This window comes from Desulfovibrionales bacterium (genome assembly GCA_028715605.1).
Lineage (GTDB): Bacteria > Desulfobacterota > QYQD01 > QYQD01 > QYQD01 > QYQD01.
Window position 1 is genome coordinate 1 of record JAQURM010000017.1, and the last position, 21,495, is coordinate 21,495.

Sequence of the window (21,495 nt, forward strand, 5' to 3'; positions counted from 1 at the left end):
ATTTTACAACCGTATCCGGAGACACTCAGCCATAGGCAACGTTGCTCCGGCTGTATTCGCACAGAAATATTTTACTAAAAGGAGAGCTGCCTAAAGTGGCCCTGTCCACTATTGACAGTACACCCCATGATTACATTGCACGAGATTCCAAATTCTATGCACAAAAGGTCTCGCAGAATATTGTGAGTAGATCTGAAAAATTGAACAACTTTCCTGAAATTGGGAGAATTGTTCCAGAAATAGGTGATCACAATATCCGAGAAGTGTTTGTGTATTCGTACCGCCTAATCTATGAAATATCTCCCAATGGGGTACAGATTCTCGCTTTAGTTCATAGTAAACGAGACTTCTCGTCCGGTAATTTTGATGAGCTGCGGAAATGATCGCCTCATGGCCAGACCGATTTGCGTGGATTATCCGATATACTTTTTACCATGTGCTATCCCGCGTGACAGCTCTCTTATGAGACCCTAAAACAAGATCGGGTGACAGAAAAGAACTTTTTCGGCAATCTGCTAGTGTACTGTCTCAGAAAAAACTTTACACAACGGTCATTCCGGACTTGATCCAGAATCCAGTCTTTTCAACTTGGATTCCCGCTTTCGCGTGAATGACAACTCTAGAATCATTGTAAAGATGCGTTAGAGACGCTACACTAGAGATAATAGAAATCGAAAATCCGAAAGCAACAGGGGGTATTCAATGACCATTATTGTAAAAAGTAAAATTGAGAGGGGATCTATTCGGCTTCCCAAAAAGGTTCGTTTACCGGAAGGCATGCGGGTTATGGTAAGAATCGAGCCGATTCTTAAGATCAGAGAAAAAAGAGAGATCGTTTCAGAATTATGTGGAGCTTGGTCTGATGATCCTTAGCCACGAATTGCACGAATCGTTTGCAATATGTAATACAAAGTGTTATTGTGTATTACAAGGGGGTGGATACAAATGGGCACAACTTTAACAATAAGGATAGATGATCAGACAAAGAAAAGGCTTGAACACCTTGCGATGGCCACTGCACGATCGAAATCCTATCTTGTGAACAGCGCAATCAAGGAGTTTATTGCGGCTAATGAATGGCAGGTGCAAGAGATAAAAAAGGCGGTCAAAAAGTCTGATCAACCGGATGCGAAATTTATAGACCATGAAGAGGTCTTGACATGGCTTGATACCTGGGGTTCCGATAAAGAGAAAGAGCCTCCAAAATGCGAATAAAATGGTTGGGCGATGCTGTTAATGATCTCATTGAGATTCGAAGCTACATTGCAACCGACAATCCCAGCGCTGCCCGCAATGTGGCGGAGCAGATCAAGAAAGAAGTCGGTCATCTTAAGGAACATTCATGTCTGGGAAGGCCGGGAAGAGTAGAGGGGACTCGTGAGCTTATCATTTCAGGTTTTCCTTACACCATTCCTTACCGGGTGAGGAATGATGTGATTGAAATTCTTCGTGTACTGCATGGGGCAAGAAAATGGCCGGAAGAATTGTGAGTTATCAGGGTCACATCTTCATATGTCATTAGCGAGGAAGTATTGGAATATCAGGGTGATAAAGTAAAGAACCCCGTGTTTCCGCACAGGGTATCAAGGGGATTTGATTGTTATTTAAATGTCTTGGACAACAATGTTTGCAAATAATTATGTCGCTCTGTATAAATAGGATGCCGCTAGCGGGATAGGTTAGTTTTTTACGAGGTCATCCTTCTTAACCAATGGAAAAGGATTCTAAAATATATGTAGCCGGCTATCGCGGCTTGGTGGGATCGGCCATCGCCCGCCATCTTAAAGCCCTGGGTTATACCAACCTGATCCTGCTAACCAGCCAGGAACTGGACTTGAAGAGACAGTCCGAAGTCGAGGCATTCTTTGCCCGGGAAAGGCCGGAATATGTCTTTGTGGCCGCAGCCAGAGTAGGCGGGATTCTGGCCAACAACACCTATCCCGCTGACTTCATTTACGACAATATCGCCATCCAGACGAACCTGATCCACGCTTCCTATATGAACGGCGTCAAAAAGCTGCTGTTTTTAGGCAGCTCCTGCATTTATCCGAGGCATTGCCCCCAGCCCATGAAAGAGAAATATCTTCTAACCGGCCCGCTCGAGCCTACCAATGAGCCCTATGCGGTGGCCAAGATCGCCGGTATAAAGATGTGTCAGTCCTATAACCGTCAATACGGGACCAACTTTATGAGCGTCATGCCTACCAATCTTTACGGGCCAAATGATAATTTCGACCTGGAGACATCGCATGTGCTCCCGGCCTTAATTCGCAAGTTTTATCTCGCCCAATTGACCCTGGAGAAGGATCGGGAAGGCCTTGCCCGCGATGAGGCGCAATATGGGTCTATTCCCGGGGATGTTAAGGCTGCGCTTGGCATAGCGCCTTACCCCTCACGCCTCACCCCTCACGTAACCGTCTGGGGTAGCGGAAGTCCCCGTCGTGAGTTTCTGCACGTAGATGACCTCGCGGATGCCTGCATCTTTATTATGAGGCATATTAATGCCACAGCCGCTGCCGCGGTCGATTCAGACATTATAAACATCGGCTGCGGCCAGGACCTTGCTATCAAGGAATTGGCTGAATTGACAAGAGAAGTGGTCGGTTTGGAGGGTGAGCTTATATTCGATACTACCAAACCCGATGGTACGCCTCGAAAACTTCTTGACGTCAGCAAATTAAAAGGACTTGGCTGGGAGCCCAGAATCGGCCTGAGAGACGGCATCCGGCGGACGTACGAGTGGTACCGCCAATCGGGAAAAGATACATTTACCAGAAAAGAGAGGATAGACGACTGATGAAACGGGCTTTAATCACCGGTATCACGGGACAGGACGGATCATATCTGGCCGAACTCCTGCTTTCCAAAGGCTATGAAGCGCACGGCATTATCCGCCGTTCCTCTTCATTTAACACGGATAGAATAGATCATATCTATCAGGACCCCCATAAGCCGGGTTGCCGCCTTTTTCTCCACTACGGCGACCTGTCCGACGGCACAGGACTCCGGAGAATCCTGGAAAAGATACGGCCGGAAGAGGTCTATAACCTCGGCGCCCAGTCGCATGTCCGGGTATCCTTTGATGAACCGGAATATACGGCCGATGTCGTGGCCCTGGGAACGCTGAGATTATTGGAAGCCGTGCGGGACTTTCAGGACAGGACAGGGACGCGGGTAAAGTTCTATCAGGCCTGTTCTTCCGAGATGTTCGGCAAGGTCCTGGAAATTCCTCAAAAAGAGACCACACCCTTTTATCCGCGCAGTCCCTATGCCGCGGCCAAGGTCTATGCCTACTGGCAGACCGTGAATTACCGGGAGGCTTACGGCCTGTTTGCCTGTAACGGCATACTTTTCAATCACGAGTCTCCGAGACGCGGTGAGACGTTTGTCACCCGTAAGATCACCCGGGCGGCCGGCCGGATTAAACTGGGGCTTCAGGAAAAATTGTACCTCGGCAATCTGAACGCCAAGCGCGACTGGGGATTTGCCGGCGACTATGTGGAAGCCATGTGGCTGATGCTCCAGCAGGAAGAACCGGACGATTATATCATTGCCACTGGTAAGAATTATTCGGTCAAGGAATTCCTGGAAAAAGTATTTTCGAAACTGGAGTTAGAATGGGAAAGATATGTAGAAACCGATCCGCGCTACTTCAGGCCGACTGAGGTGGATGCCTTGCTGGGCGACGCTACCAAGGCTAGACAGAAACTAGGCTGGAATCCAAGGGTTGAGATCGATCAGTTGGTAGATATGATGGTTGAGCACGACCTGGAGCTGGCCAGACAGGAAAAAACCCTGAGAGACGCGGGACATCTGGTATCGATCAGGCAAAATTGTGAATAGATAAGTGGGCTGGAGTAATGGAAAATCACGTCATCTGGCATAATGGATACGTAAACAGGTCAGACAGAAACCGTCTGAATAACCACAAAAGCGGGCTCGTCTGGTTCACCGGTCTTTCGGCCTCCGGCAAGTCCACCATTGCCCATCATGTGGAGAAGGAATTATTCAACAGAGGAATTCGCGTCTATGTCCTGGATGGCGACAATATCCGCCACGGGCTGAACAGTAATCTTGGCTTTAGTCCTGGAGACCGAAAAGAGAACCTTCGCAGGATAGTTGAGTTGTCAAAACTTTTTGCGGAGGCCGGAATACTTGTCATCGCGGCCTTCATCTCTCCTTTCCGGACAGACCGGGAATACATAAGAAGCCGGTTTGAAGGGGATAACTTCCTGGAGATATACGTAAAGTGCCCGGTTGAAGAGTGTGAACGGCGTGATCCCAAGGGGCAATACAAAAAAGCCCGGGCCGGGATTATCAAAGAATATACAGGGGTTTCTTCTCCTTACGAGGAACCGCTGAACCCCGACCTGGTGATAGAGACAGAAAAGTTAAGCCTTGAAGATGCCGTGCAGAAGGTACTGAAATTTCTGGATGATAAAAAATTTATATCGTATTGAAGTGCCTGGTCTATCTCTTTCAACTCATTCAAGGACAGTTCGCCCAACATTCTTCTCCCCAGTTCAGGCCTATAATCCGTAACCGCAATGGATAAAGGGGCACCCGCCTTTGGCGGGTGCCCCTTTATCAGTTTCATAAGAGGTTATTTCTGTGTCTTGGCAGCCGGTTTTGCCGCTGTCGGAGCCGGGATACAGGACTTGCAGGGTTCATATCCCTTTTTTTCAGCTTCTGCTACGTCCTTGAAAGTGACCATGTTTTCCTGTTTGATCTTTTTGGCCAGTTTGCAGGAGGGCAGGTGATACTTGCCTCCTTTAGCTGAACCTACAAAAGCCGGTTCTTCTTTTGTAGCCGTCTTCTCGGCAGCTTGCACAGAGAATGAGACCAGAGTAAACGCGAACATCAAGACTAGAATTAACGAGACGTACCTTCTAACTGGCATAAAAATTTTTCCTCCTTGAACTAGATATTTTTTTAGTCTTTTATTCTCTCCGGCCCGTAGCCGGCCTATGGCCGGAGAGTCTGTTTTTTCTTCTCGGTATCGGTCGGGAAAACTTTAAATTATGTGCATTTTTTTATTAAGATCGAGTGCAGAGAGTTCTGTAAGTAGCACATTCGGTCTATTTATGAGATGTGATATTAGTTTTTTCGCAAACCTCTTCGAGGTTATGCAAAAATAGACAATTTTGGAGAAAAATGTTATAGCCGAAAGGCCCCATAGCTGTTTCAGGCGGGCAAGTTTTATATTCCAGGTAACCGTTCACCGTTGTCCTTGAAAAGGACGAAAAACGTCTTCTTCGGTGAACGGTGAACGGTCAACGGTGAACGTTACTATCCCAGCCAGACATAAGATCCAGAACAGGAGATTTCTGTGAATCCGGCTATTTTCAGAGAGTACGACATCAGAGGCATTGTAGATAAAGACCTGAGTGAAGAGGTGGTACGCGACATCGGCCGCGCCTATGGAACCGTTATCTGCAGAAATGGCTTAAGAAATGTCACCGTGGGCCGGGACGGGCGGCTGAGTTCGGAACGTTTTCAGAAGGCCCTGATCGAAGGCATCCTGGAGACAGGTTGCAACGTTACAGACGTGGGCCTCTGCCCCACGCCGCTCCTTTACTTCTCCATCTTCCATCTTCAGAAAGACGGCGGGGTCCAGGTGACCGGCAGCCACAACCCCCCGGAGTTCAACGGCTTCAAGCTCTGTGTGGGAAAAGAGACCATACATGGGGAGGCCATCCAGGGGCTGAAAAAGATCATCGAGGCCAGGGATTTTACTTCAGGGACAGGCTCTTTATCCTCATTTCCCATAATTCCCGCCTATCTGCATTACATAGAACAAAACATCTCTCTTAAGCGGCCATTAAAAGTAGTTATAGATGCCGGAAATGGCGCCGGAGGGCTGGTGGCGCCCGATCTCTTCCGGTATTTTGGCTGCGAGGTTACAGAGCTTTACTGCGAAGTGGACGGGAGATTCCCCAATCACTTCCCCGATCCTACTATCCCCGAACATCTGGGCGATCTTATAAAACTGGTGACCTCGAAGAGGGCTGATTTCGGTGTCGGCTACGACGGCGATGCCGATCGCCTGGGCGTAGTGGACGAAAAGGGCAACATCCTTTTCGGCGACCGGCTTCTCATTCTATTCGCACGTCAGATACTAAAGGCCAATCCCGCCGCGGCCGTCATCGGAGAAGTCAAATGTTCCCAGACCCTTTATGATGATATCGCCAAAAACGGCGGCAGGCCCATCATGTGGAAGGCCGGGCATTCCCTTATAAAGAGCAAGTTAAGGGAAGAAAAGGCCCTTTTGGCCGGTGAGATGAGCGGACATATCTTCTTTGCCGATCGTTATCTCGGCTTTGATGACGCCATCTATAGTTCCCTCCGTCTGGCCGAAATTGTCGCCCGGTCCGAACGGCCGTTGAGCGAACTCCTCTCCGACGTGCCGAAGACCTTTTCCACTCCGGAGATCAGGGTCCCCTGTCCCGATGAATCCAAGTTTGCCGTGGTGGAAAGGGTCAAGGAATACTTTCAAGCCCACTATGAGACCATCGACATAGACGGCGTGCGCATTGTATTCGATGACGGCTGGGGGCTTATCCGGGCCTCGAATACCCAGCCGGTGCTTGTCCTCCGTTTCGAGGCCCTGAGCGCTGAAAGACTGGATGAGATCCGGGACCTTGTGGAAGGTAAATTAAAAGAACTGACCGGTTAGTAGTATTATAAAAGGATATCCATGACGCTGACTTCCATCGGCAGCATCCTGAAGAAGATAGCCTCTGAGAGGAACTGGGAGGAACGGTTCAGGGTCTATAGTGTATGGGATTGCTGGGACGAGGTAGTAGGTAGTGTGGCAGCCCGGCAGGCCCAGCCTAAGAGTTTCAAACAGGGATGTCTCTGGGTCGGTGTCTCAGACCCCATGTGGATGCATCATTTGCAGATGTCCAAGGAAATAATGCGCGACAACCTTAACGCCAGGCTTGGCTCGCCGCTGATCAAGGATATCCGGTTTACCCTTTCGCCGCCCGGTCCTCATAAAGACCCTGCATCTCAGGAGAATAGCGCCGGGCCTGATCGTAGATAAAAAACGGCGGCAGAATCTTTAGCTCTTCGCCGCCATCTTTGACTGCCTCCACCAGGACAAATCTTCCTTCATCCCCCGGATAAGAATACACCACCTGTAAGCGCTTCGGCTCCAGCCCTGTATCCCGCATGGCGCTTATGAGGCCGGCAGCGCGCCGGGCCGGATATATAATGGCTGTCCGGCCGCGTGGTTTCAGAAAATAGCGCGCGGCTTTGAGGACATCTAAAAGTGAGGCGGCTATTTCATGCCGGGCCAGGGCCTTCTCTTCTTTTGGGTTCAAACGGCCGGATGATGACCGGCCATAAGGGGGATTGCTGACCACCCAGTCTGCATACGCGGCCGGTCGTGCCATAGGCAGATTTCCGCCCCGGCGGATCTGCCTATGGCATGACGCCGGGGCGAAGAATATCCCTTCCGGATTTTTTAAATCGCCCTGCTGTATGGTGATGCGATCTTCAAGGCCGTTTGCGATTACATTCCGCCTAGCCAGGTCAAAGAGCTCCTCCTGCAGCTCCAGACCAAAAAGACGGACCTGCGGCCTGCGGTAGGCAACAATAAGCGGGATAACCCCGCAGCCACAACCAATATCCACAACAATCTCTTTATCTTTGAAGTTTGGAAAATGGGCGAGGATTACGGCATCAATGGAAAACCGGTAACCGGATTTTTTTTGGATGACCCCGATCTTCCCATGAAAGAGGGTATCCAGGGTCTCTTCGGGGGCACAGAGGGCCTCTCTATCTGCGGGTATAAACCTTACACCTCCTCATCCGGGACGATCTTATTGATGACCAGGCCGGTCAGGGCCTTTGGATAGAAATAGGTTGACTTATGAGGCATAACCAGGCCGGCCGTGGCCACATTTCTTACCTGCTCAATAGGGGTAGGATTAAGCAGGAAGGCCCAGGCCTTATCGTCCCCGGCCGCTTTTTCCATTATCTCGCGGGCGTTATGATAGTAACTCACCCTGTCTCCAGAGTCGTTGTCTTTATTTGTGTTTGTCAATCCCAGTACCCGGCCCAGAACAAGCTCGGTCAATACAAATACATCCAGTTCCTGGAGCGGTCCAGGCGCCTCTCTGCCAAAGACCTCCTGCCTCGTCTCCTTCTTTAAACTTAGGAGATAAAAATAGTCATGGGAACCGGTATAAAGGCCCATAGCCTGCCGCCTGTCCCGGCCGGCCTTCTCCAGGGCACGGCAGACCTCCCCGGCCCGGCCCGCATCATCCCGGCTATTAAGAGGAAATTTCTCTATGTCAAAATAGCTTACGGCCTTGTTCTTGAAATCCTGCCATGAAAGGCCTCTCTTGCGGGTGACCAGGCGGTGGGTCGGGAGTATCACAAGCCCTTTATCTTCCATACTGCAGAGGTACATCATGATATGGTTAAATGCCTGCTGCTCTCCGTAATCCGGGTATCTCTCCTGCATTATCCGGCGATAATCAAGGGCCGTGGTATAGCGGTGATGCCCGTCAGCGATGAAAAGGGCCTCTTTGTCCAGGATTTTTTGGACCCTGGCTATGGCCCTGGGGTCCGTAACGGCCCACATCTCGTGCTTTAACCCGGCCCAGTCATAAAAAGAGGCAAGAGGAGGCTCTTCTTTATGACTCTCAAGTATCTCCGTGACGGTATTCTCAGTATCCGAGTAAAGGGAAAATACCGGGCTGAAATTGGCCGAGCAGTGCTCCATCAGTTTAAGTCGGTCGGAAGTAACCTTAGGAAAGGTCTTTTCATGGGGCCTGACTATACCGGCGGAAAAATCCTCCAGTCTTACCAGACAGAGGAACCCCTTACGGGTAAAGACACGGCTGTCATCCAGGGTGTAGGTAACATGGTACAAATAGATAGCCGGCCGCTCGTCACGGACGAGCACAGCCGCCTTCTGCCAGGCCTTAAAGTCTTGAGCGGCCCGGGTATAGCGGTTATGCTTCTCATCATCGTCTTCTAAATTCTTTCCGAAGTCCAGGCGCACTACGTTATAAGGGCTCTTGTCGTAAAAGGCCTCCTGCTGCTCAGGCGATATGACATCATAAGGCGGTGTCACTGCCTTTTCCATATCACCAATCTTTTTAGGGTCGTATCTGAGCCCACGAAAGGGCTTTATGCGGGCCACCGGTATTCCTCCTTATAGAAAACATGAACCGGGAACCGCCCCATGCGGGACCGGTCTATATCCAAAAGCCAAAAACTGACGGCCAATAGTTAACATGCCCCTCCTATGGCGTCAAGGCTTTTCCCCGGCTGGACTTCCCCCATTTTTTATGGAATCCGATGTTCCTGAGCGAAATTTGCTGGAGCAGGGGGGACCCATCGAGAGTGAGCAGGAGGGGGAAAGCCAGCCCTTTAGAGGCTGGAAGGGGCAAGTGTTCCCCGCCTGCGAACCCCGATAGGGTCACTGCGGAAGCCATGGAGCGAAGGAACGATGGGTTCCATTTCTGAAATCAAACATCCTGCTAAAAATCAATATGTTAAGTAAAATTCGTTAATATTTTTTAGGAAAGTCCAGTTAGAAACCAGTTGACTGCGAATCTGCGAGACCTTAACATATTAATTAAATTCTCACTATTTCTCTCTGGGAAGGGAAGGAAACAAAAAATGTGTAGGAGGTGTGTATATGTTTGAATTGACCCCTTGGAAACCATTTAAAGAATTGGGTGACCTACGAAGAGAAATGGATCGCATGTGGGATACCTTTTTCTTACGGGGACCCGAACTCGAACCCATATCGAGGGAATGGAGTCCTTCACTCGACGTCTCCGAAACGAAAGATAACATTACCGTCAAGGCTGAAGTTCCGGGGATGGATGCCAAAGATATTGACATCTCATTGTCAGGTGATGTCCTCACTATTAAGGGAGAAAAGAAACAAGAAAAGGAGGAAAAAGGAGAAAACTTCCACCGTATCGAATCTTGTTACGGGGCATTTTCCCGCTCTATACGGCTCCCTGTTCCGGTTAAAAGCGAAGAGATCAAGGCCAGCTATAAAAAGGGGGTTCTCCGGATTACATTGCCCAAGAAGGAAGAGGTAAAACCCAAACAGATTACTGTCAAGGCAGAATAATTCCATATTCTTTCTCTTCCCCCAGAGAGATATTAGTGCTCATTCGGAAACTGCCGTTTCCGAATGAAAGCTCTCAGCGATCAGCTGTCAGCCATCAGCAAAAGGATAAGAGAAACATTATGTTAAGCTGACTGCTGACTGCTTCATCCGGCCTTAGGCCGACCGCAGGCCGGAACTCTTGGATTTCCGGATGGGAACTAATTCAAAGCCGAACAACACCATCTTGACTTTCAGCCCTTTTTTGCTAACGTGTCCCGCACAATCAAAAATCATCCACCGCAGGTGGACAGTTCTTCCGCACGGAATGTGAGCGCCGGATCGCATGCTCAGCCATAATCTTGATCACAGACTCGATCGGTTACTAAGCGGCCTTTTATCTCGCATCCACCGCATGGGCATCAGTCCCAACTTTCTGACCATAACCAGTGTGGTAGTGGCCATACCAGCTACGATTCTGTTTGGCCTGGGCCAGGGCCTGTGGGGCGGACTGATATTGCTCATCTCCGGTCTTTTTGACATACTCGATGGCGCCCTGGCCAGGACGCAAGGTAAGGTCACTCGCTTTGGCGGTTTTCTGGATTCGGTATTAGACCGGTACGTGGATCTGGGTATCCTGGCCGGCATCGCTTACTACTATGGGAGCAGCGGACAAAAGACGCTCCTTCTCTGGACGCTTATGGCCATGTCTGGAACGGCCCTTATTCCTTACGTTCGGGCCAGGGCGGAGCTGATCATCCCCCGCTGCTCGATTGGTATAGCGGAAAGGCCGGAACGGATAATTATGCTGGCTGCCGGATCCATTTTTAATCTTTTACCATACACCATCGTTATCCTGGCCTTGATTACCCATGTTACAACACTACAGAGGATTATTTTTACCGGAAGGCAGGAGAAAAAATACAGAATACAGGAGACAGGAGTCAGAAGTCGGAAGAAGAGTAATGGGGAATGAGTGATGGGCCGGGAGTAAGGTATTTACTTCGCTCCTTCTTATATGTTAGTATCGATGCAACCCAAGTAGTTTCCATCCGAAACCCCCGGTTTTCTGGATGGAGCGGTCAGCATTCAGCATGAAGCCGGTTCACCGTTCACTGTTGACCGTTTACCGAAAGAAAATGTCGGACAACGGTTAACGGATAACGGATAACAAACATGCTGAAAGCTAAGTAGTCGGCCAACAGCAAAAAGGGGTACAACAGTGAAAGTCAAAAATTGGATGATCAAAAAGGTTATCACTATAGGTAAAGGGGATACGGTTCAGGAGGCCCTGAAGCTTATGAAAAAACATTCTATCCGCCACTTGCCGGTAGTAGAAGAAAACGATAAAAGTTCTATAGTGGGCCTGGTCACGGAAGGGGGCCTGCGTCAGTTCTTTTTCTTGTCGATGGTAGAAAATATCTCGGTACAGGATGCCATGGTTATCAACCCGATAACCATAGAACCCCATGCCAATGTTGAATTGGCGGCCGGCCTGATACATCGCCATAAAATCGGCTGCCTGCCTGTAGTTGAAAAGAAAAAACTGGTGGGCATAGTTACCACTACTGACATCCTCGCCGCCTTTATCGACATGATGGGGCTTTTAAAGTCCAGCTCCCGGATTGACCTGGAATTAAAAGACGAGGAAGGGTCCATAGAAGAAATCTCACACATAGTAAAAGAAAATAACAGCGAGATCATAAGCATAGGCATAGTGAACCAATCTCCCCGGAAAAAGTTGCAGTATATCCGCCTTCAGAAGTGCGACCCGGAGCCGATTGTTAAGTCACTGGAGAGGCACGGCTATAAGGTTGTTTCAGTCATGCGTTAATGATGACGACACTCGCCGACCCCGTTATGAAGGAAGAAAAGATTTTTGAGCCTCCGGTTGAATTCAGGCAAAAGGCGCGCCTAAGGAGTCTGGAAGACTACAAAAAGATGTACGGGCATTCCCTGCGCGACCCGGAAGGCTTCTGGAGCGAGATGGCAGAAGACCTTGCCTGGTTCAGGAAGTGGGACAAGGTCTTTGAGGCCGATTTTAACGAACCCAGGGTAAGCTGGTTTATCGGCGGCAAGCTGAATGCCTCCTATAACTGCCTGGACCGGCACTTAACCTCATCCCGAAGAAATAAGGCGGCCCTCATCTATGAAGGAGAACATGGGCGGGAGCAGACCCTCACTTACCAGCATCTTCATTACCTGGTCTGTAAGTTTGCCAATGTCCTGAAAAAGAAAGGCATCAAAAAGGGTGACCGTATTGCCATATACCTGCCCATGATACCGGAACTGCCCATCAGCATGCTGGCTGCCAGCCGCATTGGCGCTATCCATACGGTTATCTTTGCCGGATTCAGCGCCGAATCCTTACGTGACCGCATCAATGACGAACAGGCCAAACTGCTTATTACCGCAGACGGCTCTTTCCGGGGAGAAAAGGTGATAGAATTAAAAAAGAACGCAGACGCGGCCCTGGCTGAATGTCCTGAGGTCGAATCCTGTATTGTCTGCAGGAGGGCAGGCATCCCCATAGACATGGTTCCAGGCCGGGATAGTCTATGGGATGACGAGATGACGGCGCCGGATATTTCTTCTGTATGCAAGCCCGAGATAATGGATGCAGAGGATCCGCTTTTCATACTTTACACATCAGGGAGCACCGGTAAACCCAAAGGAGTGCTGCATACTACAGGCGGCTATCTCCTCTATGCGCTTGAGACCCTGAAATGGATTTTTGATATTCGTGAAGAAGATACCTTCTGGTGTACAGCGGATATCGGATGGATCACCGGCCATAGTTATATCGTTTATGGACCTTTGGCTGCCGGGGCCACCAGCGTTTTATTCGAAGGAACACCTATCTATCCGGCTCCCAATCGCCTGTGGGAGGTAGTAGAAAAATATAAAGTTAGTGTTTTCTATACCGCACCCACGGTTATCCGGGCCCTGGCCAGAGAGGGAGAATCATGGCCTGAGAAGCATGATCTGAGCAGCCTGCGTCTCCTGGGGAGTGTAGGCGAGGTTATCAATCCGGAGGCCTGGCTCTGGTACCATAGGGTCATCGGCCAGGGGCGCTGCCCCATAGTGGATACCTGGTGGCAAACCGAGACCGGCGGGGCGTTGATTTCGCCCTTCCCCGGGGCTACGCCTCTTAAGCCTGGATCAGCCGTCTTTCCCTTTTTCGGGGTAGATGCCGCGATATTTGATACGGACGGCCGGGAATGTCCGGCAAACAAAGACGGATTCCTTGTTATCAAAAATGCATGGCCGGGTATGATGTACAACGTCTATGGCCACCCGGAGCGATTCAAGGAGACATATTTTTCCCAGTTTCCGGGTGTATATTTCACCGGCGATGGGGCCAGACGGGACGAAGACGGATATTTCTGGATTACAGGCCGCATCGATGATGTCATTAATGTCTCCGGCCACCGGCTGGGCACTGCCGAGATTGAAAGCGCCTTGGTCTCTTGCCCGGGTGTGGCGGAGGCAGCGGTGGTGGGATACCCGCATGAGATAAAAGGCCAGGCTATCTATGCCTTTGTCATCTTAAAAAAGGGAATAATCCGGAGAAAGAATCTCCAAAGCGAGCTGATAAAACACGTACGTAAAAAGATCGGCCCTATAGCCGCTCCGGAAAAAATACGGTTTGTCGATGCGCTGCCCAAGACCCGGAGCGGAAAAATTATGCGCCGTATTTTAAAAAATATTGCCCAGGGCAAATTCGACCAATTGGGAGACACCAGCACCTTGGCCGATCCATCGGTTATTGAAGAACTTATTAAAGGCCAGGCCGGATAGTTTCCATCCGGAACCCTTGGGTTTCCAGATGGAGCAGTCAGCGCTCAGCTATCAGCGTTCAGCTTAACATGCTGTTTGTCTTGATTTTTTGCTGAGAGCTGAAAGCGTTAGGCCGGAAATGGTAGTTCCCGGATGGATACTAGTTAGTGTTCATCCGAGAATCCCCCTGTATCCCCCTTTTCCAAAGGGGGATTTCAATATTTCCCCCCTTTAGCAAAGGGGGGTGTGGGGGGATTCGGCAGTTTCTGAATGAAAACTAACTAGAATTCATTATATCAAGGATCTAATATGAGCAAATACCAGGTAACCAAGACCATCCAGGAAATAAACGCTAAAATCAAACAGGGCAAAGCGGTAATTCTGACCGCAGAAGAGATGATCCCTCTGGTCAAAAAGAAGGGGCCGGTGGCCGCGGCTAAAAAGGTGGATGTAGTGACCACCGGAACATTTTCGCCGATGTGCTCTTCCGGCGCATTCCTTAACTTTGGCCAGGGTGTTCCTACCATAAAAGCCTCCAGGGTCTGGCTGAATGGTGTCCCGGCCTATGCGGGCCTGGCGGCGGTAGATATATATGTCGGCGCTACAGAGCCGGCCGAAGACGATCCCTTAAATAAGGTCTATCCGGGTGAATTCAGGTATGGAGGGGGCCATGTAATCCAGGACCTTATAGCCGGCCGGAAGGTGCAATTGCGGGCCCAGGCCTATGGTACAGATTGCTATCCCTCCAGGAAGCTGGAAAAAGAGGTTACGCTTCGCGACTTACCTAATGCCATTCTCGTCAGTCCGCGAAACTGTTACCAGAACTATAGTTGTGCCGTTAATTTATCCAATCGGACTATCTATACTTACATGGGAACTCTTCGGCCGCAGGCCGGAAATGCCAATTACGCCACGGCCGGCCAGTTAAGTCCGCTGATGAACGATCCGTATTATAAGACTATCGGCCTGGGGACCAGGATATTTCTAGGCGGCGCGCAGGGTTACATCATTGGCCCGGGGACGCAGCATAACCCGGATGTGCCCCGCACGCCGGGCGGTATTCCCAAAAAGGCCGCGGGAACGCTTATGGTCATGGGCGACTTAAAGGAGATGAGCCCACGCTGGCTGGTCGGGGTCAGCATGCAGGGTTACGGCTGTTCCCTGGCCGTGGGCATTGGCGTGCCGATTCCCATATTAAACGAAGAGATAGCAAATTATACCGGTGTTTCGGATGAAGAGATATTTACTCAGGTTGTCGATTACGGATATGACTACCCAAACGGCGTGACAAAGACCTATGGTGAGGTTAGTTATGCCCAGCTTAAAAGCGGTTCGATTGTTGTGAACGGAAAGGAAGTGCCTGCCGCCCCGTTGTCGAGTTACCCACGGGCCAAGGAGATTACCGAAACACTCAAGCACTGGATAGCAGAAGGAAAATTTTTACTTGGAGAGCCGCAAAGCCCCATCCCCGGTGTGCATGGAAAATAAGCTCAGATGCCTGCGGGATATATTGAGTAAAATGGGGAGGGTGGCTATTGCCCTTTCCGGTGGTATCGACAGCGCCTTTCTGCTCCGGGTGGCGGCTGAGATAATCCCCGGCCGGATACTGGCCTTGACGGCCGTGTCCATATTCCTGCCTGAAGATGACCCGGAAGATGCCAAAAAGATCGCCCGGCAGACCCAAACGGTGCATCACCTTATCGACTTTGATCCCCTTGAAGTCCCTCACTTTGCCGAAAACTCGGCGCAGCGGTGTTACTACTGCAAGAAGGCGCTTTGCCGCCTGTTTTTGAACCACGCCGGAGACCAGAGTATAACCAACCTTATAGACGGAACCAACGCTGATGACTTGCAGGACTTCCGGCCCGGTTTGAAGGCCGCGGCTGAACTCTCTGTGCGCAGCCCGTTAAGTGAGGCCGATCTTACCAAGGCCGAGATACGGGCGTTAAGCCGAGAGATGGGCATACCCTTCTGGGATAAGCCCTCTTCACCCTGCCTGGCCACACGCTTTCCCTATGGCCAGCCGATTGTGGCTGAGGCCGTGGAGCGCGTAAAAAGGGCCGAAGGGTACCTGAAAAACTTAGGCTATAATCCGGTTCGGGTGCGGTCTTATGGGGATACGGCGCGTATCGAGACCGAAGCCGGGCAGGTCGGCCTCTTTATGGAACAGGATCGCACCGAGCACATTACGGAACACCTGCAGGAGTTGGGATTTACCTATGTCACGCTGGATATGGAAGGATATAAGTCAAAGAGTCCTTGCAAATCCCGAAACAACGTAGTATAAAATAACGGTGTCGGGACGTGGCTCAGCCTGGTAGAGCACAGCGTTCGGGACGCTGGGGTCGGAGGTTCAAATCCTCTCGTCCCGACCATAAAATGAAAAAAAGAGGGGTTGGAACCGGTTCCAACCCCTCTTTTTTTGTGCCTTATTACCCTGCCGATCCATCACTAGGCCTCCGGATAATAAATCGTCATACTTATGTCGAGTCGACATAACATCGATAATTACAACAAAAAGCAGACTTATGGATTTTATGCTATCGGCTTATCTAATTGATATTTAATCTGATTTCATTTTATTGTACTGTCTGCCAAATTGTAGTATCATCACTTTTATCTGCAAGCTTTGATGAAAAAAGTCGAGTCGATATAATTTATAATGTTCCCGCCGCGCTGCGCGCGTCGGGAACGGCCCAGCCGAGCTGTGCTCTCGCGGAATAAAATTGTTCCCTCGCGCGCTGATTCGCGATCGGGAACAATCCGCTCGAGCAGACAGCCCTACGGGCCGCAGCTCAGCTGGGCCGTGTGTGCCGGGCATGGCACAGGACTATCGGGATGAAAGTCCCCGATCCAGGTTTTAGCGGAGCCGAAGGCTAGGAGAAGGGCAAGGGCGTCACCGTGAGGTGGGGTCTGGAGGCCGCCAAGTCCGCCGTGGCGGATGGTATGGGAGGGGGAGGTCGTGAGGCTCCTTCCTATCCCGATTATGTTTTGAAAGGAGGAATCGTTGATGAGTACAAAAGAAATATTGGATAAGGCATTGAAGTTGAAGCCAGAAGAAAGGTTTCTTGTTATCGAGGGCTTACTCAAGAGCCTAGACGAGCCGGACAAGAGACTCGATGAGATTTGGGTTGATGAGGCCGAACGGAGGCTCAAAGCATACAGAGAGGGTAGATTAGAAGGCATACCGATGGAAAAGATTTTCGGGGAATAAAAATGAGAGCGGTTTTCACAACATATGCCAGACTGGAGCTGCGGGATGCAACTGCCTTTTATGAGTTGGAGCTTCCGGGACTCGGAAGGCAATTCAAGGAAGAAGTAAAGAAAGCAATATTGAGAGTGGTCGCGTACCCGGAGGCATGGTCAATAGAACGTAGCGAAGTGAGGAAATGCATTCTGCACAGGTTTCCATATAAGATTCTGTACTCGATTGAGGAAGATCATATTTTGATTATCGCCATAGCCCATCAACATAGGAAACCTGATTATTGGATTGATAGAAAGGAAACATAACCTGTCGCTTAACCGGACGCCCTGTAACATGGTTGCTTTTTCCGGACTCCCGGTGGCCGCTGCCGGTTATGCGCAAACCGTTGGGCACACTTCTTCAAAACAAAGTCGGTATTCCCAAAATGAAAGAAATTGAACGAGACGAAGAACGTGAGCATCGAATAGAAATGGAAGCCATCGTAGATGCCTACGGTCCAGAAGAGCAGGCGTTGGGCTGGTATTATTATTTGGACGAAAAAATTACTTTTCCATTTACTGCTCGTTGCATTGAAGAAAAGCGCATTTCCCCATTGAAAATAGGTGAGAAAGTTACGGTGAAGGGTATGGCATCCGAAGATGATTGTATACACGAGATGTGTGTTGAGATTGAATGGCAAGGTCGAAGTTTTGGTGTTCCTCTGGCGCAGTTAGAGCCTCTCAATGTAGACGGATTAACCCAAGAAGCAATCGCTGATTGGCATTATTGGGTCAAACGTGGCTATCAACTTGTCTGAAATCAAACTGACAGGTAATTGAAATGGTCTCATTTTCTCAATCCTACCCCACAATTGGGACAACGTTTGACCTCCAAGGTTTTTTTGGTCTTGCAGAAATAAGAAAAATGATGGAAAATAGTCCCCGCGTCGTTCGGGACGCTGAGAACGGAATATGAAAATATATTTAGCCAGAATAACCTATTTACTATTTGCATTTGTGTTTCTGTGCCCTAGCCTGGCTCTGGCCTGGGGGCCGGCTATGCATCTTTACCTTGGAAACACACTATTAGCCAGTGCAGCCATTCTTTTGCCATCCGTGGGCTCTTTACTGAAGAGGTTTTCCCAGCACTTTCTCTATGGATCATTAAGCGCTGATTTTTTTGTAGGAAAAGGCTATAGAGCCAATGGCGGAAAATACCACAACTGGGAAACCGGCATGCTCATCCGGCATGGGGCAGAGACAGATGAGGAGCGCGCCTTCGCGGCCGGATTTCTTGCCCACTTAGCCGCCGACACCGTGGCGCACGGGCATTTCATCCCCCATCTTGCGGGATGCACTCCCCTGCCGACCAGAGTAAACCACCTTTACTGGGAATGGCTGGCCGACTGCTCTATTAATCGCCGGAAATATAATTTATTTATTAAATCTGCATGCCATTATCGGAGAAAAGGGCAGTCTGCCTTTACCATGATGGATGATTATCTTTGCAGTATCCTGGACCTGGACAAGGGCCTATATCTTTCCCGAAAATCTTTATACCTTTATCCGGTCCGGCTTATGACTAAGTCATCACCTTTAAACACCCTGTCAGGGAGACATAGGGCGCTACTTGATGATACATTCCCTTCCTATGCGCTGAGTTCGTTAAAGGTCATGGCCGATGTACTCACCTACCATGAGGATTCTCCGGTTCTCTCCATGTCCCCGAATTGTAAGCATTCAACAGGAAGTTATCTGATTAAGGGCCGTAAAAATAGTGTTCAAGTTAGCTGATTATGATTATGAGCTTCCCGAATCCCTTATCGCCCAGCATCCGGCTTCAGAAAGAGATGCCTCACGGCTCCTGATCCTTGATCGTCGAAATAACCGGATAGAACATCGCTTTTTTCGGGATATCGTATCTTACCTTAAGGAGGGAGACCTCCTGGTAATCAATGATACTAAGGTGTTTCCGGCCCGCCTCCAGGGCAAAACCACAAACGATAAGACAGTTGAGATACTCCTTCTAAACCCTCCGCAACCGGAAAATGGACACCCCGGCCAGGCCAGGGTAATGTGCCTGGCAAAGAAGAGCAAGGCATTCAGGGCCGGCCATGAGATCCATTTTGGTAAATCTTTACATGGTGTGGTGCTGGAAGCAGCCGGGGCAGGACATATCAGGATGTCGCTTTCCTGGGAAGGGGATATCGAGGAAATTCTGGCGGAGCTCGGTCAAACGCCTCTTCCGCCATACATTAAGAGAAATGGCCGTCCCTCTCCGGAGGACGTCCGGCGTTACCAGACCATATTTGCCCGGAAGACCGGGGCGGTGGCCGCCCCTACGGCCGGCCTTCATTTTACGGAGGAGTTACTGGGAGAAATAAGGGAAAGGGGCGTCAACGTAACCGCCATAACCCTGCACGTCGGTTACGGCACTTTTGCGCCGGTGCGGGTAAGCAATATCCGCCAACATAAGATGCACGCTGAATATTATGAGATCAGTGATGAATCAGCCCGCATTATTCATGAGACCAAGGCCAGGGGTAATTCTGTGGTGGCCGTCGGTACGACCACTACCAGGGCGCTGGAATCGGCCTCGGATGAGAAGGGCCGGATACAAGACCCCAAAGGTCTAACCGATATCTTTATCTATCCCGGATACAAATTTAAGGCCATAGACCATCTCTTCACCAATTTCCATCTACCCCGCTCCACCCTGCTCATGCTTGTGTCCGCCCTGGCCGGCCGTGAAAAAATATTGCGTGCTTACCAGGAAGCTGTTAAAAAGCAATATCGTTTCTTTAGTTATGGCGATGCCATGTTGATATTTTAGTTATTAGTTATGAGCAAAATCTTTGCTCCGAACAGAGCGATTTGTTTTTACTATGACCGCAAGCAACTGTTTTACCCTTAAATACAAAGATAAGGCATCTTCTGCACGGCAGGGAGAAGTAGCCACTCCTCACGGCGCCTTTCAGACGCCGGCATTCATGCCTGTGGGCACACAGGCCACGGTAAAGGCCTTAACCCCCGAAGAGTTGCAATCCATTGGTTCAGAGATTGTTTTAGCCAATACGTATCATCTTTACCTGCGTCCAGGCCATGAGACTATCGAAAAACTGGGCGGCTTGCACAAATTCATGAACTGGAAAGGACCTATACTCACAGATAGCGGTGGATTTCAGATATACAGCCTGAGCAAACTTTGCAAGACCTCGGAAGAAGGGGTGAATTTTAGATCACACCTTAGCGGTTCTTCTATTTTTCTTTCGCCGGAAGAGGCTATATCCATACAGAGGGCGCTGGGAACGGATATAATAATGTGCCTGGACACCTGTATTCCGTATCCCTGCCCTTACCAGGAGACCCTGGAGGCCACCAGGCTTACCTCACGTTGGGCCGGACGCTGCAAGGAGGCCAAAGAGACAAACCACCAGCTCCTCTTCGGGATTATACAGGGGGGCATGTACAGCGACCTGCGCATGATGAGCGCGGAAGAAATCCTGGAGATTGGTTTTGACGGCTATGCCCTGGGAGGATTGAGCGTAGGTGAACCCAAGGATCTGATGCTCCAGATGGCAGAAAAAATCATACCGCTTATCCCGGAAAATTATCCCCGTTACATCATGGGCGTGGGGACACCGGAAGATATCATAGAATGTGTGTGGCGCGGAGTGGACATGTTCGATTGTGTCTTGCCGACACGCAATGCGCGAAACGGCATGTTGTTTACCTCGTCCGGGCCTGTCGTCATAAAGAACAGCCGGTATAAGGATGACGAGGCCCCCCTTGATGAAAATTGCGGTTGTTATACCTGCCGCAACTACTCACGCGCCTATCTGCGGCATTTATATGTGTCCCGGGAATTGCTTTCTTACCGTTTGAACACCATACATAATCTCCATTATTTTCTGAAACTCATGGCCGGGATGCGTGAGGCCATACGAAAAGGTGACTTCGCTGAATATCGCCGGAAATTCTATAAACAAAAGGAGGAGAATGAATGATTGACACAGCGTATGCCATGGGAACTGCACCGGGAGGAGCCGGCGCTCAAGGGGGAGGATTTGCGGCTTTTATCCCCCTTATTATCATCTTTGTTATCTTTTACTTTCTACTCATCAGGCCACAACAAAAAAAGGCCAAAGAACATAGAAAGTTTTTAGATAATCTTAAAATGGGTGACAACGTCCTGACCGTAGGCGGCCTTCATGGGACCGTAACCGGATTGACGGACCAGGTGATAACCATGGAGATTGCGGATAAGGTAAGGGTTAAGGTCGCCCGGTCGTATATCGCCGGGGCCTCTCCCACCCAGAGAGAAGGCGCCGAAAAGGAGTCTAAATAGTGTTTAGAGCGATTAGCTATCAGAATACAGAAGTCAGGAGTCAGAATACTGATAGCCGAAGGCCGGCCGTTTAAAAACCCTTAAAGCTCTTTTCTATTGT

At 49.8% G+C, this 21,495-nt stretch carries 24 protein-coding genes and 1 tRNA gene; 22 read left to right on the forward strand and 3 right to left on the reverse strand.

Going from position 1 to position 21,495, the window contains the following annotated elements; translation table 11 throughout:
• Positions 1 to 702: 702 nt before the first annotated feature.
• The 6 genes from PHT49_11365 to cysC all read left to right on the forward strand — a co-directional run bounded on the left by PHT49_11365 (position 703) and on the right by cysC (position 4,460).
• Complete coding sequence (locus tag PHT49_11365) at positions 703 to 873, forward strand: DUF104 domain-containing protein (GenBank protein MDD5452483.1); 171 nt, start codon at positions 703 to 705, stop codon at positions 871 to 873.
• Between the two features lie 72 nt (positions 874 to 945).
• On the forward strand, positions 946 to 1,215 hold the full coding sequence (locus PHT49_11370) for a CopG family ribbon-helix-helix protein (protein MDD5452484.1): 270 nt from the start codon (positions 946 to 948) through the stop codon (positions 1,213 to 1,215).
• Positions 1,206 to 1,490 carry a type II toxin-antitoxin system RelE/ParE family toxin gene (locus PHT49_11375; GenBank protein MDD5452485.1) on the forward strand — a complete coding sequence of 95 codons (285 nt, stop codon included), beginning with the start codon at positions 1,206 to 1,208 and terminating at the stop codon, positions 1,488 to 1,490. Before PHT49_11370 ends, PHT49_11375 begins: the two co-directional genes overlap by 10 nt.
• A 221-nt stretch (positions 1,491 to 1,711) precedes the next feature.
• On the forward strand, positions 1,712 to 2,797 hold the full coding sequence (locus tag PHT49_11380) for a GDP-L-fucose synthase (protein ID MDD5452486.1): 1,086 nt from the start codon (positions 1,712 to 1,714) through the stop codon (positions 2,795 to 2,797).
• Positions 2,797 to 3,843 (forward strand): GDP-mannose 4,6-dehydratase, encoded by a 1,047-nt coding sequence (gmd, locus tag PHT49_11385; protein MDD5452487.1) that lies wholly within the window; start codon positions 2,797 to 2,799, stop codon positions 3,841 to 3,843. The genes PHT49_11380 and gmd overlap by 1 nt, the downstream gene beginning before the upstream one ends.
• A gap of 17 nt (positions 3,844 to 3,860) precedes the next feature.
• Positions 3,861 to 4,460 (forward strand): adenylyl-sulfate kinase, encoded by a 600-nt coding sequence (gene cysC / locus PHT49_11390; GenBank protein MDD5452488.1) that lies wholly within the window; start codon positions 3,861 to 3,863, stop codon positions 4,458 to 4,460.
• Between the two features lie 143 nt (positions 4,461 to 4,603).
• Here cysC and PHT49_11395 read toward each other — a convergent pair whose 3' ends face one another.
• On the reverse strand, positions 4,604 to 4,900 hold the full coding sequence (locus PHT49_11395) for an Ada metal-binding domain-containing protein (protein MDD5452489.1): 297 nt from the start codon (positions 4,898 to 4,900) through the stop codon (positions 4,604 to 4,606).
• Between the two features lie 429 nt (positions 4,901 to 5,329).
• Here PHT49_11395 and PHT49_11400 point away from each other — a divergent pair, with 429 nt between their 5' ends.
• The gene (locus tag PHT49_11400) at positions 5,330 to 6,676 is read left to right on the forward strand and encodes a phosphomannomutase/phosphoglucomutase (GenBank protein MDD5452490.1); all 1,347 of its coding nucleotides are present in this window, start codon (positions 5,330 to 5,332) and stop codon (positions 6,674 to 6,676) included.
• A gap of 21 nt (positions 6,677 to 6,697) precedes the next feature.
• Positions 6,698 to 7,045: a DUF721 domain-containing protein gene (locus tag PHT49_11405; protein MDD5452491.1), complete on the forward strand. Its 348-nt coding sequence runs from the start codon at positions 6,698 to 6,700 to the stop codon at positions 7,043 to 7,045.
• Here PHT49_11405 and PHT49_11410 read toward each other — a convergent pair.
• Both PHT49_11410 and PHT49_11415 read right to left on the reverse strand, forming a co-directional pair.
• Positions 6,972 to 7,679 (reverse strand): methyltransferase, encoded by a 708-nt coding sequence (locus tag PHT49_11410; protein ID MDD5452492.1) that lies wholly within the window; start codon positions 7,677 to 7,679, stop codon positions 6,972 to 6,974. The genes PHT49_11405 and PHT49_11410 overlap by 74 nt on opposite strands.
• A 122-nt stretch (positions 7,680 to 7,801) precedes the next feature.
• The gene (locus PHT49_11415; protein MDD5452493.1) at positions 7,802 to 9,157 is read right to left on the reverse strand and encodes a DUF1015 domain-containing protein; all 1,356 of its coding nucleotides are present in this window, start codon (positions 9,155 to 9,157) and stop codon (positions 7,802 to 7,804) included.
• 501 nt (positions 9,158 to 9,658) lie between these two features.
• Between PHT49_11415 and PHT49_11420 the strand changes: the two genes are divergently transcribed.
• The 14 genes from PHT49_11420 (at position 9,659) to yajC (ending at position 21,395) form a co-directional block, all read left to right on the forward strand.
• Positions 9,659 to 10,105, forward strand: a complete 447-nt coding sequence (locus PHT49_11420; protein MDD5452494.1) for an Hsp20/alpha crystallin family protein — start codon at positions 9,659 to 9,661, stop codon at positions 10,103 to 10,105.
• Positions 10,106 to 10,427: 322 nt separating this feature from the next.
• Entirely contained in the window at positions 10,428 to 11,057 is a 630-nt protein-coding gene (locus PHT49_11425) for a CDP-alcohol phosphatidyltransferase family protein (protein MDD5452495.1), read from the forward strand.
• Between the two features lie 246 nt (positions 11,058 to 11,303).
• Positions 11,304 to 11,915, forward strand: coding sequence for a CBS and ACT domain-containing protein (locus PHT49_11430; protein ID MDD5452496.1), 612 nt, complete (start codon positions 11,304 to 11,306; stop codon positions 11,913 to 11,915).
• Positions 11,916 to 11,941: 26 nt separating this feature from the next.
• Positions 11,942 to 13,882 carry an acetate--CoA ligase gene (acs, locus tag PHT49_11435; GenBank protein ID MDD5452497.1) on the forward strand — a complete coding sequence of 647 codons (1,941 nt, stop codon included), beginning with the start codon at positions 11,942 to 11,944 and terminating at the stop codon, positions 13,880 to 13,882.
• A gap of 288 nt (positions 13,883 to 14,170) precedes the next feature.
• Complete coding sequence (locus PHT49_11440; GenBank protein MDD5452498.1) at positions 14,171 to 15,349, forward strand: homocysteine biosynthesis protein; 1,179 nt, start codon at positions 14,171 to 14,173, stop codon at positions 15,347 to 15,349.
• Complete coding sequence (gene larE, locus PHT49_11445; GenBank protein MDD5452499.1) at positions 15,339 to 16,148, forward strand: ATP-dependent sacrificial sulfur transferase LarE; 810 nt, start codon at positions 15,339 to 15,341, stop codon at positions 16,146 to 16,148. Before PHT49_11440 ends, larE begins: the two co-directional genes overlap by 11 nt.
• A gap of 11 nt (positions 16,149 to 16,159) precedes the next feature.
• Positions 16,160 to 16,236 (forward strand) — tRNA-Pro (locus PHT49_11450).
• Positions 16,237 to 16,871: 635 nt separating this feature from the next.
• Complete coding sequence (locus PHT49_11455; protein ID MDD5452500.1) at positions 16,872 to 17,075, forward strand: addiction module protein; 204 nt, start codon at positions 16,872 to 16,874, stop codon at positions 17,073 to 17,075.
• A gap of 2 nt (positions 17,076 to 17,077) precedes the next feature.
• Positions 17,078 to 17,374 (forward strand): type II toxin-antitoxin system RelE/ParE family toxin, encoded by a 297-nt coding sequence (locus tag PHT49_11460; protein MDD5452501.1) that lies wholly within the window; start codon positions 17,078 to 17,080, stop codon positions 17,372 to 17,374.
• Positions 17,375 to 17,442: 68 nt separating this feature from the next.
• The gene (locus PHT49_11465) at positions 17,443 to 17,865 is read left to right on the forward strand and encodes a calcium-binding protein (protein ID MDD5452502.1); all 423 of its coding nucleotides are present in this window, start codon (positions 17,443 to 17,445) and stop codon (positions 17,863 to 17,865) included.
• Positions 17,866 to 18,019: 154 nt separating this feature from the next.
• A complete protein-coding gene (locus PHT49_11470; protein MDD5452503.1) occupies positions 18,020 to 18,841 on the forward strand; it encodes a zinc dependent phospholipase C family protein in 822 nt (273 codons plus the stop codon).
• Positions 18,825 to 19,880, forward strand: coding sequence for a tRNA preQ1(34) S-adenosylmethionine ribosyltransferase-isomerase QueA (gene queA, locus PHT49_11475; GenBank protein ID MDD5452504.1), 1,056 nt, complete (start codon positions 18,825 to 18,827; stop codon positions 19,878 to 19,880). Before PHT49_11470 ends, queA begins: the two co-directional genes overlap by 17 nt.
• 52 nt (positions 19,881 to 19,932) lie before the next feature.
• Complete coding sequence (gene tgt / locus PHT49_11480) at positions 19,933 to 21,054, forward strand: tRNA guanosine(34) transglycosylase Tgt (GenBank protein ID MDD5452505.1); 1,122 nt, start codon at positions 19,933 to 19,935, stop codon at positions 21,052 to 21,054.
• Positions 21,051 to 21,395: a preprotein translocase subunit YajC gene (gene yajC, locus PHT49_11485; protein ID MDD5452506.1), complete on the forward strand. Its 345-nt coding sequence runs from the start codon at positions 21,051 to 21,053 to the stop codon at positions 21,393 to 21,395. Before tgt ends, yajC begins: the two co-directional genes overlap by 4 nt.
• Positions 21,396 to 21,495 lie beyond the last annotated feature (100 nt).

Coding starts and splice junctions, on each gene's coding strand:
- PHT49_11380 (MDD5452486.1), top strand. CDS start 1,712: ATGGAAAAGGATTCTAAAATATATGTAGCCGGCTATCGCGGCTTGGTG.
- PHT49_11460 (MDD5452501.1), top strand. CDS start 17,078: ATGAGAGCGGTTTTCACAACATATGCCAGACTGGAGCTGCGGGATGCA.
- PHT49_11470 (MDD5452503.1), top strand. CDS start 18,020: ATGAAAATATATTTAGCCAGAATAACCTATTTACTATTTGCATTTGTG.
- PHT49_11425 (MDD5452495.1), top strand. CDS start 10,428: ATGCTCAGCCATAATCTTGATCACAGACTCGATCGGTTACTAAGCGGC.
- PHT49_11375 (MDD5452485.1), top strand. CDS start 1,206: ATGCGAATAAAATGGTTGGGCGATGCTGTTAATGATCTCATTGAGATT.
- PHT49_11365 (MDD5452483.1), top strand. CDS start 703: ATGACCATTATTGTAAAAAGTAAAATTGAGAGGGGATCTATTCGGCTT.
- PHT49_11395 (MDD5452489.1), bottom strand. CDS start 4,900: ATGCCAGTTAGAAGGTACGTCTCGTTAATTCTAGTCTTGATGTTCGCG.
- PHT49_11405 (MDD5452491.1), top strand. CDS start 6,698: ATGACGCTGACTTCCATCGGCAGCATCCTGAAGAAGATAGCCTCTGAG.
- PHT49_11370 (MDD5452484.1), top strand. CDS start 946: ATGGGCACAACTTTAACAATAAGGATAGATGATCAGACAAAGAAAAGG.
- yajC (MDD5452506.1), top strand. CDS start 21,051: ATGATTGACACAGCGTATGCCATGGGAACTGCACCGGGAGGAGCCGGC.
- PHT49_11420 (MDD5452494.1), top strand. CDS start 9,659: ATGTTTGAATTGACCCCTTGGAAACCATTTAAAGAATTGGGTGACCTA.
- PHT49_11465 (MDD5452502.1), top strand. CDS start 17,443: ATGCGCAAACCGTTGGGCACACTTCTTCAAAACAAAGTCGGTATTCCC.
- PHT49_11455 (MDD5452500.1), top strand. CDS start 16,872: ATGAGTACAAAAGAAATATTGGATAAGGCATTGAAGTTGAAGCCAGAA.
- acs (MDD5452497.1), top strand. CDS start 11,942: ATGAAGGAAGAAAAGATTTTTGAGCCTCCGGTTGAATTCAGGCAAAAG.
- gmd (MDD5452487.1), top strand. CDS start 2,797: ATGAAACGGGCTTTAATCACCGGTATCACGGGACAGGACGGATCATAT.
- PHT49_11440 (MDD5452498.1), top strand. CDS start 14,171: ATGAGCAAATACCAGGTAACCAAGACCATCCAGGAAATAAACGCTAAA.
- cysC (MDD5452488.1), top strand. CDS start 3,861: ATGGAAAATCACGTCATCTGGCATAATGGATACGTAAACAGGTCAGAC.
- larE (MDD5452499.1), top strand. CDS start 15,339: ATGGAAAATAAGCTCAGATGCCTGCGGGATATATTGAGTAAAATGGGG.
- tgt (MDD5452505.1), top strand. CDS start 19,933: ATGACCGCAAGCAACTGTTTTACCCTTAAATACAAAGATAAGGCATCT.